General features: G+C 64.3%; 19 protein-coding genes. 9 read left to right on the forward strand and 10 right to left on the reverse strand.

Annotated elements, in window-relative coordinates:
- Positions 1-24: 24 nt before the first annotated feature.
- Together exoK and GM909_RS22820 are read right to left on the reverse strand one after the other, a co-directional pair.
- Positions 25-840, reverse strand: coding sequence for an endo-1,3-1,4-beta-glycanase ExoK (exoK, locus tag GM909_RS22815; protein WP_157019516.1), 816 nt, complete (start codon positions 838-840; stop codon positions 25-27).
- Between the two features lie 152 nt (positions 841-992).
- On the reverse strand, positions 993-1,292 hold the full coding sequence (locus GM909_RS22820) for a hypothetical protein (RefSeq protein ID WP_157019517.1): 300 nt from the start codon (positions 1,290-1,292) through the stop codon (positions 993-995).
- Between the two features lie 478 nt (positions 1,293-1,770).
- Between GM909_RS22820 and GM909_RS22825 the strand changes: the two genes are divergently transcribed.
- Complete coding sequence (locus tag GM909_RS22825; protein ID WP_157019518.1) at positions 1,771-2,745, forward strand: glycosyltransferase family 2 protein; 975 nt, start codon at positions 1,771-1,773, stop codon at positions 2,743-2,745.
- 29 nt (positions 2,746-2,774) lie between these two features.
- Complete coding sequence (locus GM909_RS22830) at positions 2,775-3,725, forward strand: polysaccharide pyruvyl transferase family protein (RefSeq protein WP_157019519.1); 951 nt, start codon at positions 2,775-2,777, stop codon at positions 3,723-3,725.
- Here GM909_RS22830 and GM909_RS22835 read toward each other — a convergent pair.
- Entirely contained in the window at positions 3,716-4,747 is a 1,032-nt protein-coding gene (locus GM909_RS22835; protein WP_157019520.1) for a glycosyltransferase, read from the reverse strand. The genes GM909_RS22830 and GM909_RS22835 overlap by 10 nt on opposite strands.
- Positions 4,748-4,877: 130 nt before the next feature.
- On the reverse strand, positions 4,878-5,165 hold the full coding sequence (locus GM909_RS26415) for an exopolysaccharide production repressor protein (protein ID WP_157019521.1): 288 nt from the start codon (positions 5,163-5,165) through the stop codon (positions 4,878-4,880).
- A gap of 632 nt (positions 5,166-5,797) precedes the next feature.
- Between GM909_RS26415 and GM909_RS22845 the strand changes: the two genes are divergently transcribed.
- The 7 genes from GM909_RS22845 (at position 5,798) to GM909_RS22875 (ending at position 16,409) form a co-directional block, all read left to right on the forward strand.
- Positions 5,798-6,484, forward strand: a complete 687-nt coding sequence (locus GM909_RS22845; RefSeq protein WP_157019522.1) for a sugar transferase — start codon at positions 5,798-5,800, stop codon at positions 6,482-6,484.
- Positions 6,485-6,498: 14 nt separating this feature from the next.
- Positions 6,499-7,785 carry a polysaccharide biosynthesis/export family protein gene (locus GM909_RS22850; RefSeq protein ID WP_235912034.1) on the forward strand — a complete coding sequence of 429 codons (1,287 nt, stop codon included), beginning with the start codon at positions 6,499-6,501 and terminating at the stop codon, positions 7,783-7,785.
- A gap of 39 nt (positions 7,786-7,824) precedes the next feature.
- On the forward strand, positions 7,825-9,105 hold the full coding sequence (locus tag GM909_RS22855) for an O-antigen ligase family protein (protein WP_157019523.1): 1,281 nt from the start codon (positions 7,825-7,827) through the stop codon (positions 9,103-9,105).
- A 24-nt stretch (positions 9,106-9,129) separates the two neighbouring features.
- Positions 9,130-10,182 (forward strand): acyltransferase family protein, encoded by a 1,053-nt coding sequence (locus GM909_RS22860; protein ID WP_157019524.1) that lies wholly within the window; start codon positions 9,130-9,132, stop codon positions 10,180-10,182.
- A 150-nt stretch (positions 10,183-10,332) separates the two neighbouring features.
- The gene (locus GM909_RS22865; protein ID WP_157019525.1) at positions 10,333-11,961 is read left to right on the forward strand and encodes an FAD-dependent oxidoreductase; all 1,629 of its coding nucleotides are present in this window, start codon (positions 10,333-10,335) and stop codon (positions 11,959-11,961) included.
- 243 nt (positions 11,962-12,204) lie between these two features.
- Positions 12,205-13,311 carry an efflux RND transporter periplasmic adaptor subunit gene (locus tag GM909_RS22870; protein WP_157019526.1) on the forward strand — a complete coding sequence of 369 codons (1,107 nt, stop codon included), beginning with the start codon at positions 12,205-12,207 and terminating at the stop codon, positions 13,309-13,311.
- Positions 13,308-16,409, forward strand: a complete 3,102-nt coding sequence (locus tag GM909_RS22875; RefSeq protein ID WP_157019527.1) for an efflux RND transporter permease subunit — start codon at positions 13,308-13,310, stop codon at positions 16,407-16,409. Before GM909_RS22870 ends, GM909_RS22875 begins: the two co-directional genes overlap by 4 nt.
- Here GM909_RS22875 and thiD read toward each other — a convergent pair.
- The 6 genes from thiD to thiC are packed head-to-tail and all read right to left on the reverse strand — an operon-like array spanning position 16,406 to position 21,525.
- On the reverse strand, positions 16,406-17,164 hold the full coding sequence (gene thiD, locus GM909_RS22880; RefSeq protein ID WP_157019528.1) for a bifunctional hydroxymethylpyrimidine kinase/phosphomethylpyrimidine kinase: 759 nt from the start codon (positions 17,162-17,164) through the stop codon (positions 16,406-16,408). The two genes, GM909_RS22875 and thiD, sit on opposite strands and share 4 nt — an antisense overlap.
- Positions 17,155-17,760 carry a thiamine phosphate synthase gene (locus GM909_RS22885; RefSeq protein ID WP_157019529.1) on the reverse strand — a complete coding sequence of 202 codons (606 nt, stop codon included), beginning with the start codon at positions 17,758-17,760 and terminating at the stop codon, positions 17,155-17,157. The genes thiD and GM909_RS22885 overlap by 10 nt, the downstream gene beginning before the upstream one ends.
- Positions 17,757-18,530: a thiazole synthase gene (locus tag GM909_RS22890; RefSeq protein ID WP_157019530.1), complete on the reverse strand. Its 774-nt coding sequence runs from the start codon at positions 18,528-18,530 to the stop codon at positions 17,757-17,759. Before GM909_RS22890 ends, GM909_RS22885 begins: the two co-directional genes overlap by 4 nt.
- Before the next feature lie 3 nt (positions 18,531-18,533).
- Entirely contained in the window at positions 18,534-18,731 is a 198-nt protein-coding gene (gene thiS, locus GM909_RS22895) for a sulfur carrier protein ThiS (protein ID WP_157019531.1), read from the reverse strand.
- Positions 18,715-19,707 (reverse strand): glycine oxidase ThiO, encoded by a 993-nt coding sequence (thiO, locus tag GM909_RS22900; RefSeq protein ID WP_157019532.1) that lies wholly within the window; start codon positions 19,705-19,707, stop codon positions 18,715-18,717. The genes thiS and thiO overlap by 17 nt, the downstream gene beginning before the upstream one ends.
- Positions 19,708-19,710: 3 nt before the next feature.
- On the reverse strand, positions 19,711-21,525 hold the full coding sequence (thiC, locus tag GM909_RS22905) for a phosphomethylpyrimidine synthase ThiC (protein WP_157019533.1): 1,815 nt from the start codon (positions 21,523-21,525) through the stop codon (positions 19,711-19,713).
- Between the last annotated feature and the right edge of the window lie 59 nt (positions 21,526-21,584).

A 21,584-nucleotide genomic window follows, 5' to 3' on the forward strand; every position in this document is an offset into this window, starting at 1 on the left:
CGGCTTTCAACCTTGGCGATATGTTCAATCCGCGCGGCAGGCGACCGATTCCGCAAACAGGCAGTCGTCGCCCGGCGCGGTGAAGGAAATGCGGTCGACCTCTGCCGCGAGCGGGCCTTCGGGCTCGGCGAACGGCCCCATCCAGGCCGTCATCGTGTCGCTGCTCCAAAGACTGAGGAAAATCTTCGATGCGTGGCTCGGCAGCTTGGTCGGATCATCGGCCACGTGAACCCGCTCGCCGTTGATGTACCAGGTGATGCGGTCTTCCTCCCACACGAAGGCATAGTCGTTGAAGCCGGCATCGGCCCCGCCGGGAACCGGCGTCAGCTTCTCGTTGCCGCCCTTGCCATCGACATACTGGTTGAGCTGGACCTGGCTCGGATCCTTGCCCAGCACCTCGAAATCGATCTCGTCATGCGGCTGCTTGTCGACCGGGCCGATAAAGGTGAAAAAGCCGGTGTTGAATCCCGACGCGCCGACCGCCTTGATGCGCGCCTCGTAGGTTCCATAGCCGTAGCGCTGCCGCGTCTGGATCTCGGCGCAGGCGTAAGGGAGATCGCCGGTCTGCTGTTTGGCGAAACCGAGCTTCAATACCCCGTCTTCCAGACCGATCCGGTCGCGCGACCAGGTGCAATTCTGGTGCGCGCCGTTCGACCATCCGTTCGAAACATACCAGCGCTCCTTGTCGAGGCCGTCGAACGTTTCGAGGAAGGACTGGCCGGACGCGGAAGACGCATCGGCGCGCGCTGCGCCGGGGCCCGAAACGGCAGCCGCGGCGATCAAGGCAGCGCCCACGCAGGCACAATCAAGACGTCGTACAATCGATAGGATGGAAGACATGTTAGCCGTCACCTCTGATATTCCTCATGCCTCCCACATGAGCCGCTTCGATCTGGAAGCGATGGCGTGAATGGGTAAGGCAGGCCGGGGATCAGAATGTGACGGAAACGGAATTTCGCCGGCTCGGCCGGGTCACGTTTTATGATTGTGCTTTAACGCGGCGATGCATCCGTGGACGGTTTTTGTGCAGCGCCGATACGGTTTGCGTCGGTGAACGCGTTCACATCTTCGCGCAGCCGATTGACAAAATCGACCTCGCTTTTCAGTAGCGCGATGCGTTTGAAATAGCGTTCGATCGTGTCGGTCAGGTCGTCGATGCGCGGCGAGACCTCGCCGCCGGCGCGGCCCTCCTCCAGCGCCTGCTGGGCGTAGGCGGCATCGGACGACGCATCCTCGTAGCGCTTTTGCAGGCCGTCTATTTCTCCGGCCATTTCTTCGCCGATCTCGTCCAACACGTGCTGCAGACGCGCGAACCGAGCCCGGTCGGTCTCCTCGTCACGCTCGGCCCGCCTGATGCGAAAGCTGAACAAGCTCATGATATCCACCCTTTACGTCCGCTTCGCCGGTCTGCCGCATCAGATGACGGTCCTCGCGGCAGCGCCGAGCAACCTCGTCACGACTATGATCGATGAGGAATCGTACGGCAATGGCCGCGCGGCCGTGACGTCGAAGGAGCGCACGCAGACACCGCCGCCATGTGCGAAGCCATGAAACGGCCCTGTTGTGTTGCGAGAGGGCATTGCTATCATTTGCGGGCGTGACGACGGTGACTACACGAAACGTGGCGAAATCACGCTGCAGTCACACTGCACGGCTAGAGCAATTCCAGGAGGAGTGGAAACCGGTTCTTCGTTCGGAATTGCGTGAAATCAAAGAGTTGGATCGGCGAACCGATTCCGTGAACGGGTGAGCCGATCTAAAGGTGTGAGCATGGCAATCTTCTGCGTCATCATTCCATATTATCAAAAACAGCCCGGAATCCTGGCCCGCGCACTCCAGTCCGTCTTTGCACAGAGCCTGCAGGATTTCTCGGTGATCGTTGTCGACGACGCCTCACCGCTGCCGATCGACGGTGAACTCGAGGGACTGGCCGCGGCGCAACGCGAACGCGTCACCGTCATCAGACAGCCGAACAAGGGACCGGGCGGCGCGCGCAATACCGGCCTCGACGCGGTGCCCGACGGCACGCGCTATGTTGCATTTCTGGATTCGGACGACGAATGGGCATCAGATCACCTCAGCCATGCGGCCCACTGCATGGACCGGTTCGGGGCCGACTGCTACTGGGACTCCATCCAGGGCGGAGACGCATTTTACTATCATTTCGCCATCGCCGATGTGGCCAGGAACACGCCTGCAACCGAATTGTCCCAAGATCCCCTGGTCATAGAAGTGCCCGACCTGGCGGGAGAGATGCTGAAGAACTGGAGCTTCATGCACCTGTCCTGCATGGTGATCGGGGAGAAGCTGTTCCGCGCGGTCCGCTTCGAGGCGGCGCTGCGCCTGGCGGCCGAGGACGTGCTGTTCTTTTATGATTGCGTGCGCCAGGCCGGACGGGTGGTGCTGTGCGACAGTGCCGGCGCCTATCGCGGCGAAGGCATGAACATCTTCCACTCGATCGACAACCAGTCGCCGCTCTTTATCAAGCAGCAATTCAACACCTGGACCGCGCTCGACAGGCTGGCCTCGCGCGGCACGCAGAACCCCGAACATCTCGCATCCATCGAATCCTACAAGCAGACGGCGCGCAAACAGGCCCTGTGGAGCCAGGCCGGACTGGTGCGCAACCGGCGCATGCCGCAGTGGGGGCTCCTGGCCAGATGGGCCTGGCGCGACCCCAAGCTGGTGGGCAGCGCAATGGCGCTCGCGGCAGGCAAATTGTCGCCGAAATCGAGCCGGATTTAGTCGCGAATGAAGTCGAAGAGCGAGAGCGCATGAAGCCGTACTACTGGGAATCCGCGCACGGCAATTTCGGCGACGATCTTAATCTCTGGCTGTGGGATTATCTGCTGCCGGGATTTCGCGAGGTTCATCGCGACGTGCTGCTCGTCGGCGTCGGCACCGTGCTCAACCGGGATCTGCTTGCGCCGGGTGGCCGCAAGCTCGTCGTCGGCAGCGGCTTCGGCTACGGCGCGCCGCCCGACATTTCCGATGCCGGGGCGTGGGACATACGCTGCGTGCGCGGCCCGCTGACGGCGGAACGAATCGGTATCGACCGCGAGCTCGGCGTGATCGATCCCGCCGTCATGGTCGCCGACATGCCTGAATTCCAGGGTTTGGCCAAGATCCACGACGCGATCTTCCTGCCGCACTGGAAGTCGACCGTCGGCGGGGTCTGGCCGGCTGTCTGCGAGGCGGCGGGGCTGACCTATGTCGATCCGCGCGGCGATGCGAAGGCGGTCATCCGCGCCATCGCGCAGTCACGGCTGGTCGTCGCCGAATCGATGCATGCCGCCATTCTGGCCGACGCCTTTCGGGTGCCGTGGGTGGCGGTGAGCACGTCGAGCGAAATCAACAGCTTCAAATGGAACGACTGGGCAGCGACCCTGGGCGTGACCTACAGGCCGCGACCGGTGCCGGTGTCCTCGCGCGCCGAGGCGATCACCAAGGGCGCGCGCTTCTGGGGCGTGTCGTACGAAGGCAAGAGCTTCGCGCCGCGGCCCGCCGAGGCGCGGCCGGACGGCGACACGACGGTGCTGGCGCGCACGGACGAGGTCGGCACGGGACTGCGCGGGATGGCAAAGCAGCTGCTGGCCGCACCGGCGGTGCGGGCGCTGCGCCAGGCGCGTGAAGCCGAACCGCAACTGAGCGCCGATGCCGTTCTGCAGGCGCGCAAGACCCGGCTTCGCGAAATCCTCGCCGACATCCGCCAGGACTACTTCTGAGCGCCGTCGTCGGCCATCAGATAGCGCAGCCCTTGCGGCCCGGAATTTGCCACGCCGGGCCCGCGCCGGCGCAGGGCCTCGACCTTGTCGCCCGCAACGCCTCCAATGATGGCCGGCCATGCCGCCGGCCGCAGCAAAGCATGCAGCGCCGCCCCGCCAAGCCCGGCGCGCGCCTTGGCGTCGAGAAAGTCGCGCAGTTCGAAGCGATCGCGGGTTTGCCGCTCGTGGCGGCGCAAGGCGGCGATCGCCTCCGCGGACAGGCCCGGCATCTTCAGGATCAGGCGGTCGGCCTCGTAGAGGCGCTTGAGATCGATGGTCCGATGCTGGCCGCTGAGCGAATCGGGACGGACAACGGCCGCATAACCGCAATCCTGGATGACCCGGTAGCGGGCGCCATTGGCGAGCGCGCGCGCGTAAAGTTCGTAATCCTCGCCAAGACGCAATTCCTCGCGGTAGCGAATTCCGTGACGTTGCAGGAACGCGCGGCGCATCACAGGTTTCAGAAAGCCGATCTCTCCACGCTGATGCCCGCGGCGGGATATATTGCCCTCGATGAAGGCCGCAAAGTCGAGGTAGCGCGGATTGGGCTCGAAGGGCCGCACCTGGAACTCCCTTCCGTCCGTCGCAATCGCGGCGTCTATGAAAACGATGTTGTCGGCCACGAGGTCCCAGTCGTCCGTCGCCAAAAGAGGCGCGAAACGGCCGCGCAGGAAGAAGTCGTCGGCGTCCAGGATGGCGATCAGGGGCGCTGCCGAATTGGCAATCGCATGATTGCGCGCAAAGGCCGGGCCGCGATTCGTGTCCAGTCGCAGAACGTTGAGCCGCCCGGTGCCGTCGTCGGCACCCAGCGCGGCGGAACCGGTATCGTCGTCCGAGCCGTCGTCCACGACGACCACTTCGACGACTTCCGGCTGGACGAGCGCCGAGGCAACCGCCCGCCCGATCGTCTGGGCCGCATTCCTCGCGGCGATGATGGCGCAAACGCCGTTGCTCTCCCGGGATACCAAATCAACCTCGATCATTTGTGAATCGGCCCGCCGCCCGCGGAACCGGATTTCCAAGCAAGCCCCAGAATTGCGGCCATAAGCTGGACGCCGCCGCGGCGGATTTCAAGCCGGGTCGCTGTCAAATGCCGGGACGAAACACCGAGTATCAGGATTGCCGGGAGCGCGATGCGGTCGGGAGACGGGCGATTTCCGTGCCGGCCGGCTCCTCATCGCCGACGCCTTCCGCATTCTCGTCGGCGTCGTCTCCTCCGGGCCTGGTTCCCGAACGCCAGATCATGAAAAGGACGGCGACGAAATAGCCGAACTGGATCAGCACGGCGCAGATCAGGGTCTGAACGAGCGTTGTCCAGAGCGATTGGGTGGCGATATAGGTGGTCAAGGCAAAGACGGCCAGAACGGCCAGAAATCCACGCAAAAACAGTGGGATGGACATTCAACCCGCCCCACTCGCCGCTTGCAAGATTGCAGCCATTGCCCAATACCTCCCGCCCCCGGAAGTTCCGCCCGAGAAAATGCTGCGCGACCGCAAACACAATCGGCAGACTTATCCTCGAGCGAAAAGATCGCCCTATACAGCCCTCAACTTTCAAATATAGGCAATGATGATTTCCCGTGCAACCGTGCTGACGAAACAGGTCTCCAAACCCAACAAGGACAAGGTGAGACATATTTGACAAGCACGAAAATTGAAGCGCAATGCAACAACTCCACTCCGAGCGAGATGACTCATTAAAATTACTTGATTCTAATATGATATATTCTTTGAGAATTATACTACAAATTTATCCGATGTTTAAATATTAATCGCTATTCCTCACAACAACGTCTAATTCTGATTAATTTATATACACAGATGCACATTAATTGTGCCAACTAGTAACAAAATTGTATAGCATGATATATTTTTGACAAAGATCGTATTGTGTCACAATGTTACAAAATATGAACACTTCAAAGGTATCCGCCCGAATTTCATCACACGACTGATACAATCAACGCTATACCAAGTGCGTGTTGCGCTGCAGCAATTCCATCACCCTTGAGCGCCATGACGGAGCGAGAGATATGAGATACGCCACGATACTGGCCAACCTTGCGCTACGCCCCCGCCAGGGCACGGTCGGCGAGGCGGGCCCGCCCACCGGCGGTATCGTGAAACGCAGCTTCGACGTTGGAGGCGCAATGGCGGGTGTCATCCTGCTGAGCCCGCTGCTGGCCATGCTGGCCCTGCTGGTGAAGCTGCACGACGGCGGCGCGGTCTTTTATGGACACCCGCGCATAGGCCGCAACGGGCGGGCCTTTCGCTGCCTGAAATTCCGCACCATGGTGGAAAACGGCGACGAGGTCCTGAACCAGCACTTCGCCATGTACCCCGAAAGCCGCCAGGAATGGCGCGAAACGCGCAAGCTGCAGAACGATCCGCGCGTGACGCGTGTCGGCGCCGTCCTGCGCAAGCTCAGCCTCGATGAACTGCCGCAATTGTTCAACATATTGCGCGGCGAGATGAGCATCGTCGGCCCGCGTCCCGTGGTGAAGGACGAACTCGATCTCTATGGACCGGCCGCCACTTACTACCTGCAATCGCGCCCCGGCCTCACGGGTCTGTGGCAAATCAGCGGCCGCAACGACGTGTCCTACGGCACGCGCGTCGCGTTCGACCGGCAATATGTGGAGAACTGGTCATTTTTCATCGACCTGAAGATCATCGCGAAAACCTTTCCGGCAGTCGTCACCTCGAGGGGCAGCTATTGAGACCGCCTCGTTCAATGCCGGCGGGCCGGCAGGACGCCTGCGCGGCCGGTCCGGCCGCCAGGGCCAGGAGACTCATCCGTGCCGCCTTCGCCATGATCGCCCTCCTCGCCATGACGCTTGCCGGCGTGTCGGCCCACGCCCAGGAATACACGCTCGGGCCGCAGGACAAGCTGCGCGTTCGTGTCGTCGAATGGCAGACGGCCGAGGCCGCGGTGCGCGACTGGACCTCGATCAGCGGCGATTATGTCGTCGGGCCGTCCGGCGATATCTCCCTGCCCTTCGTCGGCCGGTTGCCGGCATCGGGCCGCACGACTGCCGAGCTCGCGGCCGAGATCAGCGAAAAGCTGCGCCAGAAATTCGCCCTGATGGACGAGCCGGACGCGTCGGTGGAGATCGCCGAGTTCCGGCCGATCTTCGTTTCCGGCGACGTCGAGACCCCCGGGCGGTACGCCTTTGATCCCGGCTTGACCGTTCTCAAGGCGGTTAGTCTGGCCGGCGGCATCCGCCGTGGCAGCGAAACGGGCCAGCGCTTCGAGCGCGATTTCATCAGCGCGCGCGGCAATTACGAAGTGCTGGTGTCGCGGCGCAACGGTCTCCTGGCCCGCCGCGCCCGGCTGATCGCCGAGGGTAGCGGCAGCGAGGAGATCGCCTGGCCGGAGGAGGTGACGAGCGCGCCCAATGCCGACACGCTGATGGCCGACGAAACCGCGTTCAAGAAGGCGCGCCTGAACCGGCTGCAGGTGCGGCTGGACGCAATCGACGACCTGAAGGAGTTGCTGACCAAGGAGATCGAGTCGCTGCAGAAGAAGATCGTCGAGCAGAACCGCCAGATCGAATTGGCCACCAAGGAACTCGAAGGCATCGGCAATCTGGCCGATCGTGGGCTGGTGGTGAATTCGCGCGTGCTTTCGATCGAGCGGACGGCGGCCGATCTGCGCAGCAAGGTGCTGGACATGGAGACCGCCATGTTGCGCGCCAGGCAGGATTTCAGCGAGGCGACACAGGACGCGGCCGACCTGCAAAGCGAACGCGAAACGGAAATCGTCCAGCAGCGCCAGCAGGCCGAGGCGGAGATCGACCAGGTCGACCGCAAGATGGCGATGTACCGCGACCTGATGGGCGAGGCCCTGGCAAATTCACCGGAAGCGGCGGTCAGCGCGGGCGATGAGGAAGCGCCGATGCGCTACCTTCTCGTGCGCAACGAGGATGGCGAGACGGTCGAAACCGAGGTCGACGAGAACGCATCCGTGCATCCCGGCGACGTCGTCAAGGTCGATATTCTCCCCGTTCCCGTGCAGTAACGGCCGCACCGGCCGCGCCAGAAATCGTCAGGACCCGGGATGAGGATTGCCAAGGCTGCCCTGATCGACCCGGAGCGCAACGCGCTCTACGGCATCCCCGCGATCGCCGTGTCGGTCTTCGTCTTTGCCTATTCCGCGATCTTCGGACAGGTATCGATCCTGCTCTACTACGCCCTGTGGCTGCCACTGGTGCTGGTCGACTACCGCAAGGTGCTCGGCAATTACGCCCGCTATTACTGGATCCTGGCCTTCGGGCTTTTCGCATGCCTTTCCATATTCTGGTCGGCCGCGCCGAGCGTTACCGCCCGGGCCGCCATCCAGTTCATGTCGCACATCGTCTGCGCCCTGATCGCGGCGCGCACCATGAGCGTGCGCACTGTGACGCTCGGAACGCTGTGCGGCGTGTTTGTCGTGCTCATCTATTCGCTGGCCTTCGGGCGTTACCACCACGACCCGTTCGACGGCAGCTATTCCTTCGTCGGCGCCTTCACCTCCAAGAACCAGCTCGGCTTCTTCGCCTCACTGGGGGTCTATTTCGCCCTCATCGCCACCTTCGTGACACGCGAGCGCGGGGCATGGCGCGCATTCGTACCGATCTCCGGCATCCTATCGGCCTACAGCCTGATCGCCTCGCAGTCGGCGACGTCGATCATCGCCACCGTACTCACACTGGCCAGCCTCGTCGGTCTTGCCGGTCTACTGCTATTCCGCGCCAGGGCCAGGCTGGCGCTCCTGCTCCTGGGCTCGCTGCTGGCGCTCATGGCCGGCGTGGCCGCCTTTCAAATCGGTCTGCTCGATTTCGTCCTCGGCGCCTTTGGCAAGGACACGACGCTGACCGGCCGCACCTATCTGTGGGCGCAGGGCATGGAAGCGGGCGCCCGTACGCCGATCTTCGGCGTGGGCTACCAGGCTTATTGGGTCCACGGCTTTGCCGAAGCCGAACGGCTGTGGGAGGAATTCTATATCCGCTCGCGCACCGGCTTTCATTTCCACAACACCTATATCGCCATGTATGTCGAACTGGGCCTTGTCGGCGTCTTTCTGTTCAGCCTTGCATTGGCGAAGGTCCTGGCCGGATATTTCGGCCGCCTGCTGACGGGCATCGACCGGTCGTCCTCGTTCACCCTGTTCGGCGTCACGGTGATGCTTCTCGTGCGGTCCTTTTTCGAGCTCGACATGGTCAATCCCTATTCGATCGGGGCCTTCCTCCTCTACTACGCCGCCGGGCTCATCGCCGCGCCGCGTCTGCTGACCCGTGCATCCGGCGCCCAACCGGAACGGACGCGGCGGCCCGCACCGGGCATGGCGGTGCCACGATGACGACGATCAAAGCGGCGCGATGATATGAAAAAGCTGCAAACGATCCAGCATCTGCGTGCCGTGGCCGCCCTTTCGGTCGTCGGTTTCCACGCCGCCGAAAAGGGCGGCACGCATTTCATCATCGGTGCGGCAGGCGTCGACATCTTCTTCGTCATCAGCGGTTTCATCATGTGGGTCATCGCCGCCGACCGGCCGATAACGCCCGGCCGCTTCATGCGCGATCGCATCGAGCGCATCGTACCGCTCTACTGGGTCGCCACGACGGTGATGGTGCTGGGCGGCCTGGCCGGGCTGTTTCCACGCATGACGCTGACGCTCGAGCACGTCGTCTCGTCCTATCTGTTCGTTCCTCACCTCTCGCCCAGCACCGGCCAGCCCTGGCCGGTGCTGGTGCAGGGATGGACGCTCAACTACGAAATGTTTTTCTATATATTATTTGCCGGCATATTGTTCCTGCAGCCGCGGCTTCGCCTCGCCTCGCTCATTGGCATGCTTTGCGCATGTGTTGCGGCGGGCGCCCTCTTCCAACCGCAAGGCGCGGTGCTGTCGGCCTATACAGATCCGATCCTGCTCGAATTCGGTCTCGGCATGCTGGTCGGGGCCTGGTGGCTCAAAAGCGTGTCGTCCTCGCGAGCACTCGGCATCGGCCTCGTCATTGCGGGTCTTTGCGGCTTCGCCTTCGTCGGGGCAACCCTCAAGGGTCTTCATCCTTTCGTCCTGGGGCCGCTCGGGGCAATGCTGATGGTCGGCGCGCTCATGCTTGAAAGGGCCGGCAGTGCGCCGCGTCTGGCGCTGCTCGGCTATCTCGGCGACTGCTCCTACTCCATCTATCTGTGGCATACGCTGGCGATGTCCGTGGTCTTCAAGGTGGCCGCCCTGCTCGCCGTCCCGGCACCAGCGGCCATCGCCATTGCAATCCTCGCGGGAACGGCAATCGGCATTGCCTCCTACGAGTTCCTCGAACGGCCGATGGTCCTGATGCTGAAAGGCCTGCGCGCCGGTGCGCAACGGCCGCGACCGATGCCGATGCTGGCCGAGATCTTTTCAAGCCGGCTGCGCCGCATTACAGCATCATGATGGGCATTCGGGGCGAAGTCTTGCACCATCCATTGCGCTTGCCGCTTGGAACACAATAAGGAAATCCCCAATGTCCGGTCATCGCGGCATGGCGGCTCGGCAGAGTCCGAGCCAGCTTGAAAACTCCACCGTCACGCCGCGACCTGCCGCATGATCCACGGCGAGGAGGCGGATCTTCCTGCCGCAACGGATGTCTGCATTATCGGCGCCGGGCCAACCGGACTGGCGCTTGCCTTCCAATGTGCCGGCCACGGGCTTTCCGTGACCGTCCTGGAGGCGGGCGGACCGGAGAAGGCGCAGGCTTCGGCCGGGCCGGGCCTGATCGAGGCCCCGGGCGACCATCACGCCGATGCCGGACGCATCGCGTCGCGCGGCGTGGGCGGCACGTCGCGGCTGTGGGGCGGTCGCTGCGTTCCCTTCGACGACATCGATTTCGAACCGCGCCAGCACGTCCCTCATTCGGGCTGGCCGCTCAGCCACGGCGACGTTTCTGCCTACTATGGAGACGCGCTGCGCTTTCTGGGATGCGGCGATCCTGCAGCCCCGCCCCTGCCGCCGCACCGCCGCGAGCTGGACGATATCCGCGCCAGCGGCCTCGAATTCTGGAGCATGGTCCCCGATCTCGGCCGCCTCCACGGCAAGGCACTCAGGTCGTCGCGGCATATCAGCGTCCATACCCGGTGCAGCGCCGACGCGATCGCGCTCGACGCCGATGGCGACGAGGTCACCGAGATCGCCGTGACACGCCCTTCGGGTCCGCTTCGCGTCAAGGCACGGTGCTTCGTGCTGGCCGGCGGCGGTCTCGAGAACGCGCGGCTTCTGATGGCCACCCAGCGCCGCTGGCCGCGCAAGTTCGCAGGTCTCGACGGTCCGCTCGGGCGCTTCTACACCGGCCACCTGACCGGTTACCTGGCCAGGATTCACATCAACGACCCGGCCCTCGCCAAAAGCCTGTGGTACACCCGCAGCGGGCGCAGCGCCTATGAGCGCAGGCGTCTGTCGGTGACGTCCGGTGCTCAGATGCGCGACGGGCTGCTCAATGCGGCGTTCTGGATGGACAGCGTCTCCATTGCCGATCCCGCCCATGGCAGCGGGGCGCTGTCCCTGGCCTATCTCGGCCTGTCGGCGCTCGGCCTCCACGCCCGCTGGGGCAAGGGCCTGGCGCCGTCCTTTGCCCATGTCGCGCCAGGGCGCGTCAGGCATTGGGACAATGTGCGCCGCGATCCCATGCTTCTGGCCGATGGCGCGCGGGTGCTCGGCGATTTCCTGCGCCACCGCTTCGGCAACAGGATGTATGCGCTGGTCAATCCGAAAAGCACCTATCTGCTGCGCTACCACGCCGAGCAATCGCCGGACCCGGCAAACAGGGTACGGCTGGACGAGGAAGCCGCAGACGCCGCGCGGCCGCGGCTGCGGGTCGATTACCGTTTCGCGCCGAACGACATCGAATCGGTGGTTGCGTCGCACGCCCTGCTCGATGGCTGGCTGCGCCGCAACGGGCTCGGCCGTCTCGACTATCTGAGCCCGCCGGAACAACGCGCCCGGCAGGTCTTCGAGCAGGCCGTCGACGGCTATCACCAGATCGGCCTGACGCGCATGTCGGCCAGCCCGCGCGAGGGGGTCGTCGATGCCCATTGCCGCGTCCATGACGTGAAGAACCTTTACGTCGCCGGAAGTTCCGTCTTTCCCACTGCCGGCCAGGCCAATCCGACGCTGCCCGCCGTCGCGCTCGCCATGCGGCTCGGCGACCAACTGGCCCGCCGCCTGCGGGGCGGTTAGAACATGTCCCGCTCAAACGGAATCGTTTGAGCGAAAGGTACATGTTCCAACATATTGATCTGGCGCGCATATCTTTGCTTCAAACGTTTCCGTTTGAAGCGAACGCGCGCTAGCGCATCGGACACCACGGTGGGCAACAGGGTTGATCAAAAGACCGAAATCGTGAAACATTTCCTATCGTAGGGGAATCATCGATGAGGCCGCGCGGCGCTTTTTCGAAGCGCCGAATGAGGGTAGTCACAAATGGTTCTCGGTTTCCCTCTGCGATCGGCCGGCTTCGCACTGATCCTCACCCTTTCCGGATTGCTTGTGGCAGCAGGCTGCAGTGAACAGGAAGAGGCCGCCCCGGCGCCGCCGCGGGCGGTCCGCGTCATGGAGATCAACCCCGCAGAATCGCCGCTGGCCTCCGTCGAGGGCACAGGCCGGATCGAGGCGCGCACCACATCGGACGTCGGATTTCTCGTTACCGGCCGCCTGATCGAGCGCAGGATCGACACAGGCGATGTCGTCAAGACAGGCGATCTGCTGGCGCGCATCGACCCGACGGATTACCAAAACAGGCTAACGGCAGCTGCGGCACAGGTCACGTCGGCCCGCGCCGGCGTCGATCAGGCCACGCCGCAGGAAGCGCGGATGAAGAAGCTGCTCGATGACGGCTTCACGACGCGCCAGCAATATGAATCGGCGCTCCAGGCCCTGCAGGGCGCGCAGGCGAGCCTGGAAAGCGCCGAGGCCAATCTGAAACTGGCCCAGGATCAGCTCAAATACACCCAGCTCGTCGCGCCGACCGACGGCGTGATCACGCAGACCGGAGCCGATGTCGGCCAGGTCGTCTCGGCCGGCCAGATGGTGGTGCAGCTTGCCCGCCATGGCGAGCGCGAGGCGGTGTTCGCCGTGGCGCCCCGTCATGTCCCCTACGCCCATACGGGCATGCCGGTCTCGGTGTGGCTGCAGGGCAAGCCGTCGGAAATGACACGGGGCGAGATCCGTGAGATCGCGCCCGACGCCGACCCGACGACCGGCACCTACAATGTCAAGGTTTCGCTGCCGGACGCACCAGACGACATGCGGCTCGGCGCGATCGTCGTCGGCCGTGCCGAAGTCCCCGGCGGCCTGTTCGTCCGCATACCGACATCGGCGCTGCTGCAGACCGGCGATACGCCGGCCGTTTGGGTGGCGTCGGAGGCGGACGGCACCGTGGCCAGGCGCCCCGTCGACGTGCTGCGCTACGAGACGGACGGCGTGATCATAAAAGGCGGCATCGAGAAGGGCGATCTCGTGGTGGTCGCCGGCGTCAATTCGCTCGCCGAGGGCCAGCACGTCTCGGTGCAGAAGGTCGCCGTCCAATGAACGGCTTCAACCTGTCCGATTGGGCGGTCAGGCACCGTACCCTGGTCTTCTTCTTCATGCTGATCTGCCTCGTCGGCGGGGTGCTATCCTATTTCAATCTCGGACGGCAGGAGGATCCGGATTTCGCGATCCCGACCATGGTCGTCCAGACGGTGTGGCCCGGCGCGACCACCGCCGATACGATGAGCGAGGTGACGGACCGCATCGAGAAGAAGCTGCAGGAAACGCCTCATCTCGACTACATCAAGAGCTACACCAAGCCGGGCGTCTCGGTGGTCTTCGTCAATCTTCTGGAATCGACCGATGCCGGGCAGATTCCCTGGATCTGGTACCAGGTGCGCAAGAAGGTTTCCGACACCGAAAACACGCTGCCCGACGGCGTGATGGGACCGTATTTCAACGACGAGTTCGACGATGTCTACGGCATCATCTACGGGCTGACGGTGGACGGCTACACGCAGCGCGAGGCGCGCGACTTCGCCGAGCAGGCGCGATCGGCGTTCCTGCGCGTTCGCGACGTCGGCAAGGTCGACATATTCGGCGCACAGGACGAGAAGGTGTACCTGTCCTTTTCGCCGGCAAAGCTGTCCGCGCTGGGGCTCAATTTCAACGAAGTTCTGGAGGCAGTCGCGGCGCAGAACGCGGTGGCCCCGGCCGGCGTCCTTTCCACCAAGAATGAAAACGTCCTGCTGGAGGTTTCCGGCGCCTTCCCGAGCGAGAAGGGCGTGGCGGCGGTCAATCTCTTCGTCAACAACCGGTTCTATCCGCTGACGGAGATCGCCACGATTGAACGCGGCTATGTCGACCCGCCGGAGAAGATGTTCCGCGTCAACGGAAAGCCGGCAATAGGCATTGCCGTTTCCATGCGCTCCGGCGGCAACAACCTGGAGTTCGGCCGCGGGCTGAGGGAGGCCGCCGAACGCCTGCAGCAGCAATTTCCTATCGGTGTCGACATGGTTCTGGTCTCCGACCAACCGCAGGTCGTGCGCCAGGCGATCGGCAGTTTCACCGAAGCGCTGTTCGAGGCGATCGTCATCGTCCTGGCGGTCAGCTTCCTGAGCCTCGGGCTGCGCGCCGGCCTGGTGGTGGCGCTGTCGATCCCGCTCGTCCTGTCCATCGTCTTCATCGGCATGCATGTCTTCGGCATCAGCCTGCAGCGCGTTTCGCTCGGGGCGCTCATCATCGCGCTCGGCCTGCTGGTCGACGACGCCATGATCACGATCGAGATGATGATCTCGAAGATCGAGGAGGGAATGGAGAAGCTGAAAGCGGCGACCTTCGCCTATGTATCGACGGCTTTTCCCATGCTCACCGGGACGCTGGTCACGCTGCTCGGCTTCCTGCCCGTCGGTTTTGCCGACAGCATGGTCGGCCAGTATTGCTTCTCGCTCTTCGCCGTCATGACGATGGCGCTCCTGTCCTCCTGGTTCGTTGCCGTCATCTTTGCGCCGGTTATCGGCGTCACGGTCCTGCCGTCGCAGTTCGCCGCACGCCGGCGGGACGGCGAAGGGCCGATCCAGCGCGGACGCAATGCTTTCAGGCGTGTTCTGACGGCATGCATGCGCCATCGATACGTGACCATCGCCGCCGCTCTGGCCCTGTTCGCCCTGGCGCTCTACGGGCAGGGTTACATGCAACGCCAGTTCTTCCCCGCATCCGACCGACCGGAGCTGCTGGTTACCCTGACGCTGCCGAAAAACGCCTCCATCGAGGCTTCGGCGACGCAGGCCGATGCGGTGGAAAAACTGCTCGACGGCGACGCGGACGTCGAACGCTACTCGGCGACGATCGGCGGCGGCACGGTGCGCTTCTACCTGCCGCTCGACATCCAGCTCGACAATGATTTTCTCACCCAGTTCGTCGTCGTGGCAAAGGATCTCGACGCGCGCGACCGCCTCAAGGCCAAGCTGGAAAAGGCCTTTGCCGACGGCTTCGACGACGTCGTCTCGCGCGTCTCGCTGCTCGAACTCGGGCCGCCGGTCGGCTGGCCCGTTCAGTACCGGGTAAGTGCGGCCACGCCCGAGGAAACGCGCGCGGCCGCGGCGCGCGTGGCCGATCTCCTGCGCCAGTCGCCCGCCGCCCAAGGGGTCAATCTCGACTGGAGCGAGAAGAACAAGACCGTGCGCCTGGTCGTCGACCAGGACCGTGCAAGACAGCTCGGACTGAGTTCGCAAGCGCTGTCGCAATTGCTCTATTCGGTCTTCAGCGGCACGACGGTGACGCAGCTGCGCGACTCGATCTATCTCATCGACGTGGTTGCACGCGCCGGAGCGAGCGAACGCCTGTCGCTCGATACGTTGCGCAATCTCCAGATCAGCCTGGCGACCGGCGCGTCAGTGCCGCTGGCCGAGCTCGCCGACCTCGAATATACGCTCGACGACGCCTATCTGTGGCGCCGTGACCGGCTGCCGACGATCACGGTGCAGGCCGATCCGGCGCCGGGCCTCGAGGCGCCGACCGTTTTCCGGCTGCTGTCAAACGACATCGACGCAATCCGCCAGGACCTGCCGGCGGGCGCGGCGATCGAGGAAGGCGGCACGGTGGAAAAGAGCGCCCAGAGCAATCAGTCGCTGCTCGACAAGATGCCGCTGATGGTCGGGCTGATGCTGATCGTTCTGATGATCCAGCTCCAGAGTTTCCAGGGGCTGTTCATGGTCATTTCGGTCGCGCCTTTCGGGTTGATCGGCGTCGTCGCCATATTGCTCCTGACCGGTTCGCCGCTCGGCTTCGTGGCGATCCTCGGTCTGATCGCGCTCGCCGGGATGATCATCCGCAACTCGGTCATCCTCGTCGACCAGATCGAGCGCGACCGGGCGGCCGGCGATGATGACTGGACAGCCGTCATCGACGCGACGATGCATCGCCTGCGGCCGATCCTGCTGACGGCAGCGGCTGCGATTCTCGGCATGGTGCCGATCATGCAGGACGTGTTCTGGGGTCCGATGGCCTTCACGATCGCCGGCGGGCTCGCCGGAGCGACGCTTCTGACGCTGCTTTTCCTGCCCGCACTCTATGTCGCCTGGCATCGCATCGAAGAGCCGGACAGTCCGCATGGCGGGTCCGCGCAACCGGACCCGGCGGCCGGCAGGGCGGGTTAGGCCGCCGCTTCGCGCAGGCGCTGCAGGACGTGCGCCTTGGCCTGCCGGACGCCGTCTTCCAGCGACGCGCCATCCGCCAGGCCGGCGGCGATGGCGCTGGCCAGCATGCAGCCCGTGCCGCGCAGGCCGGATGCGACCCGCGGTGCCTTGAACCATTGGGCAGGCCGGCCGGGGCGTACGAGCAGGTCGGCGGCTTCGGCATCGTCGGCGTGCCCGCCCTTGACCAGAACGCCGACGCAGCCCGTCTCGAGCAGGCGGCGCGCCTGCGCCTCCACGTCCGCCCGATCGGATGGAATGGCAGAGCCAGTCAATAGAGCGAGTTCGGGAAGGTTCGGCGTCACCAGCGTGCACAGCGGCATCAGGCGCTGGCGCATGAGCACGATATCGCGCTCCGGCAGAAGCGGCCGGCCGGAAGTGGCGGCAAGGACCGGGTCGAGGACGACCGGAATATGGGGGTGCTCGGCCAGCGTGGCGGCAACGGCCTTCACCGTGCCGCCGGAGCCCAGCATGCCGATCTTGACCGCCCCGATGCGATTGGCGCCGAGCGCGGCGCGCATCTGCGCGGTCACCAGGTCGGGTGGGGCGAGCTCGATGCGCTCGATACGCTCATGTGTCTGCACGGTGAGCGCGGTTACGGACAAACAGGCGCGCAGGCCGAAGGCCGCGATCGTCTCGATGTCGCGCGCAATGCCGGCGCCGCCCGAGGAATCCGAGCCGGCGACGACAAGCACATGGGTGTCTTCGATCATCGCCATTGCGCGCTCGCGGCGATCCACTCACGTGTGCGCGCCTCCGGATCGTCGTTGAGCGTGATGTCGGTCACCACCGCGGCGCTGTCCGCCCCGTGTTGGAAGACACCGGGCAGGCGCTCGGGGTTAAGCCCGCCGATTGCGACCAGCGGCAGTGCGCCGACCGTCTCGCGCCAGGCTGCGAGGCGTTTCAGCCCCTGCGGCGCCCATTTCATTGTCTTCAGGATGGTCGGGTAGATCGGGCCGAGCGCGACATAGTCGGGCTTGGCCGCCAGCGCCGTTTCGAGTTCCGCCTCGTCATGGGTGCTCAGGCCGAGCTTCAAACCGGCATCGCGGATCGCGGACAGGTCGGCCGCGGCGAGATCCTGCTGACCGAGATGAACGAAGTCGCAGCCTTCCTCGATCGCCAGCCGCCAATGGTCGTTGACGATGAGCTGGCAGCGATGCTCCGCGCAGATCGCGTTGGCGCGCCGGATTTCCTCGCGCAGCGCCGCCTCCGGCGCTTCCTTGATGCGAAGCTGCACGAGCCTGACACCGAGCGGGACGAGCCGCGCGATCCAGTCGGCGCTGTCGACGATGAGATAGAAGGGGTCGAGCTTCACGAAAACACCGCCTTTCCGAATACCGGAGTGGAGGGAACCGCCATGTCGCGCGGCTCCAGCATGCCGGCCTCGAAGGCCGAATGGCCCGCCCTGACGGCATCGGCAAAGGCAGCAGCCATCTTCACCGGATCGCCGGCCTTGGCGACCGCCGTGTTGAGAAGCACCGCGTCAAAGCCCAGTTCCATGACGATCGCCGCATGCGAGGGGCGCCCAATACCGGCATCGACGATCAGCGGCGTGTCGGGAAAATAGCCGCGCAGGGAGCGCAGCGCGTCGATACTGAGCGGCCCCCTGGCCGAGCCGATCGGCGCGCACCAGGGCATGAGGACGCGGCAGCCGGCGTCGAGCAGCCGCTCGGCCACGACGAGGTCCTCCGTCGTATAGGGAAAGACCTCGAAGCCGTCTGCGGCCAGGATTTCCGCCGCCTCGACGAGGCCGAAGACATCGGGCTGGAGCGTGTCGGGATTGCCGATCACCTCGAGCTTGATGCGGTTTGTGGCGAAGATCTCGCGCGCCATCTGCGCGGTGGTGACCGCTTCCTTGGCCGTGTGGCAGCCGGCTGTATTGGGCAGGACATCAACGCCCAGCCCATTGATCAGCGACCAGAATTCCCCGCCCGTCTTGCCGCCCGCCGTCTCCCGGCGCAGCGATACAGTGACCATTGCAGGCCCGGCCGCCGCGACCGCCTCGGCCATGATCGTTGGCGAGGGATATTGCGCCGTGCCGAGCAGCAGACGTGATGAATAGTCCTTGCCGTAGAGCGTCAGCATCGCTCAGCCTCCCTGCATCGGCGAAAGGATTTCGACGCGGTCGCCTTCGGCAAGGCGGCAACGGCCGCGTGCATCGCGATGCACGACCTCGCCATTGCGCGCCGTGGCCAGCCAGCCGCCTTCGTAGTCGAGTTCCTCGAGCAGCGCGGCCAGCGTGTCGGCCGAAACGGCGCGTTCCTCGCCATTAACGGTGAGTTTCATGAAGAACCTCCAGTCTATCCCGCAAGATCGTCGCGGCTGCCTGCCTGGCCATGGCCGGCGCCAGCAGAAAACCGTGCCGGTAGAGCCCATTGATCGTCAGCCGGCGTCCATCGCGCCTCATACGCGGCAGATTGTCGGCATAGGCGGGGCGGATGCCGACGCCCGTCTCCACGATCCTGGCCTCGCCAAAGGCCGGATGCAGGCTGTAGGCGGCGTTCAGGAGTTCCATCATCGAGCGCGCCGTGACCGGTCCGCGATCCTCGCTCTCGATCATCGTCGCGCCAACCATGAAATGGTGATCGGCGCGCGGCACGACATAGACGGGAAAGCGCGGATGCAGGAGCCTGACAGGCCGCGAGAGAGTGACATCGGGTGCGTGCAGGATCAGCATTTCCCCGCGCACGCCGCGCAAACCCGCCTGCCTGGATGCCATCCCCGTGCAGTCGGCCACGATGTCCCAGTTACCGTCTCTTTCCAGCACGTCTGCGGCCTGACGCCCGGAGGCGAAACGCACGCCGGCGGCTTCCAGCCTGTCATAAAGGGCAAGCAAGGCCACGCGCGGGTCGAGATGCGCTTCGCCGGCAAAGAACAGGGCTTGGCGGAAACGGCCGGCAAGATCGGGCTCCAGTTCCGCCACCTGCGTGCCCTCCAGCCATTGGAAGCCGCCGGTGCGCGCGGCGAAGCGCGAAAGCTCGGCCGCATCGCGCGCCGGAGCCACCATCAGCGTGCCGTTGCGCACGACATGACCCGGCAGGGCGCCGTCCCACCAGTCCGCTGCCGCGCGGCCGAGCGTCAGCACAGCTTCCTCGGCACTTTCGCGCTCGCACCACGGCGCCAGCATGCCGCCGGCCAACCACGAAGCGTTGCCGGCAATGGCGGTCCGAATGTCGGCGACGGTTACGCTTGCGCCCCGCACAGTCAGTTCATGGGCGAGCGTGAGCCCAGCCACGCCCGCGCCGCGAATGAAGACCTGCATGGCTCAGCCCGCGTCTTCCCGCGCTTCTTCCACCGGCACATAGAGATCGCCGCCCTCGCGGAACTTCTGCGCCATCTTTTCCATGCCCTCCTTCTGTGCCTCGGCGCGGATGTCGTGGGAAATGCGCATGGAGCAGAATTTCGGGCCGCACATGGAGCAGAAATGCGCAACCTTGTGCGCCTCCTTGGGCAGGGTTTGGTCGTGGAAGTTGCGCGCCGTCTCGGGGTCGAGCGACAGATTGAACTGGTCCTCCCAGCGAAACTCGAAGCGCGCCCGCGACAACGCATCGTCCCTGATCTTTGCCGCCGGGTGCCCCTTGGCGAGGTCAGCCGCGTGGGCGGCGATCTTGTAGGTGATGACGCCGGTCTTCACGTCGTCGCGGTCGGGCAGGCCGAGATGCTCCTTCGGCGTGACATAGCAGAGCATCGCCGTGCCGAACCAGCCAATCATCGCCGCGCCGATACCGCTCGTGATGTGGTCGTAGCCGGGCGCGATGTCCGTCGTCAGCGGTCCGAGCGTGTAGAAGGGCGCTTCGCCGCAGATCTCGAGCTGCTTGTCCATGTTCTCCATGATCTTGTGCATCGGCACATGGCCGGGGCCCTCGATCATCACCTGGCAATCCTTCTTCCAGGCGATCTGCGTCAGCTCCCCCAGCGTCTCAAGTTCGGCAAACTGCGCCGCGTCGTTGGCGTCAGCGATGGAGCCGGGGCGCAAGCCGTCGCCGAGCGAGAAGGAGACGTCATAGGCGCGACAGATGTCGCAGATTTCCTCGAAATGCTCGTAGAGGAAGCTTTCCTTGTGGTGGTGCAGGCACCATTTGGCCATGATCGAGCCGCCGCGTGAGACGATGCCGGTCACCCGGTCGACGGTGAGCGGGATGTAATGCAGGCGCACGCCGGCATGGATGGTGAAATAATCGACGCCCTGCTCGGCCTGCTCGATCAGCGTGTCGCGGAAAACCTCCCAGTTAAGGTCCTCGGCGATGCCGTTCACCTTCTCCAGCGCCTGGTAGATCGGCACGGTGCCAATGGGCACGGGCGAATTGCGGATGATCCATTCGCGGATGTTGTGAATGTTGCGGCCGGTGGACAGGTCCATCACCGTATCGCCGCCCCAGCGCGTCGCCCACACCATCTTTTCCACCTCCTCGGCCATGGAGGAGGTGACGGCGGAATTGCCGATATTGGCGTTGATCTTGACCAGGAAATTGCGGCCAATGATCATCGGCTCGCTCTCCGGGTGGTTGATGTTGGCGGGGATGATGGCGCGACCGCGCGCCACCTCGTCGCGCACGAATTCCGGCGTCACGAAGTCGGGGATAACAGCGCCGAAGCTCTCGCCATCGCGCTCCAGCTCGGCATTTGCGGCCGCGCGGCCGAGATTTTCGCGGATGGCGATGAATTCCATTTCCGGCGTGACGATGCCGGCGCGGGCATAGGCAAGCTGCGTGACGGCCTTGCCGTTCCTGGCTTTCAATGGCCGGTTGCGTGCGGGAAATTCCGGCGTCAGGCGATCGCCGGAGACAAAACCGTTGTCGGCGGGTTTCACATCCCGGCCCTGATAGTCTTCCACATCTCCGCGCGCCCTGATCCAGGCCTCGCGCAGGCGCGGCAGACCCTTGTCGATCTGGATCAGCGCATCGGGATCGGTGTAGGGACCGGACGAATCATAGACGGTGACGGGCGGTTCGCCGGCGCTCGGATGCACCGCGATCTCGCGCATGGGCACGCGGATATCGGGGTGCAGTGTCCCCTGCTTGTAGGTTTTACGCGATGCGGGAAGGGGACCGGTGGTCACGGTCGGGGCAAAAGCATCCATGGGTCAGAGCCTCCTTTTGCTTCATTGGCAATGGAGACCCAGTTCCTGTGGTCTGAAGG

Origin of the sequence: Mesorhizobium xinjiangense (assembly GCF_009749525.1) — a bacterium.
GTDB classification, from domain to species: domain Bacteria; phylum Pseudomonadota; class Alphaproteobacteria; order Rhizobiales; family Rhizobiaceae; genus Mangrovimarina; species Mangrovimarina xinjiangensis.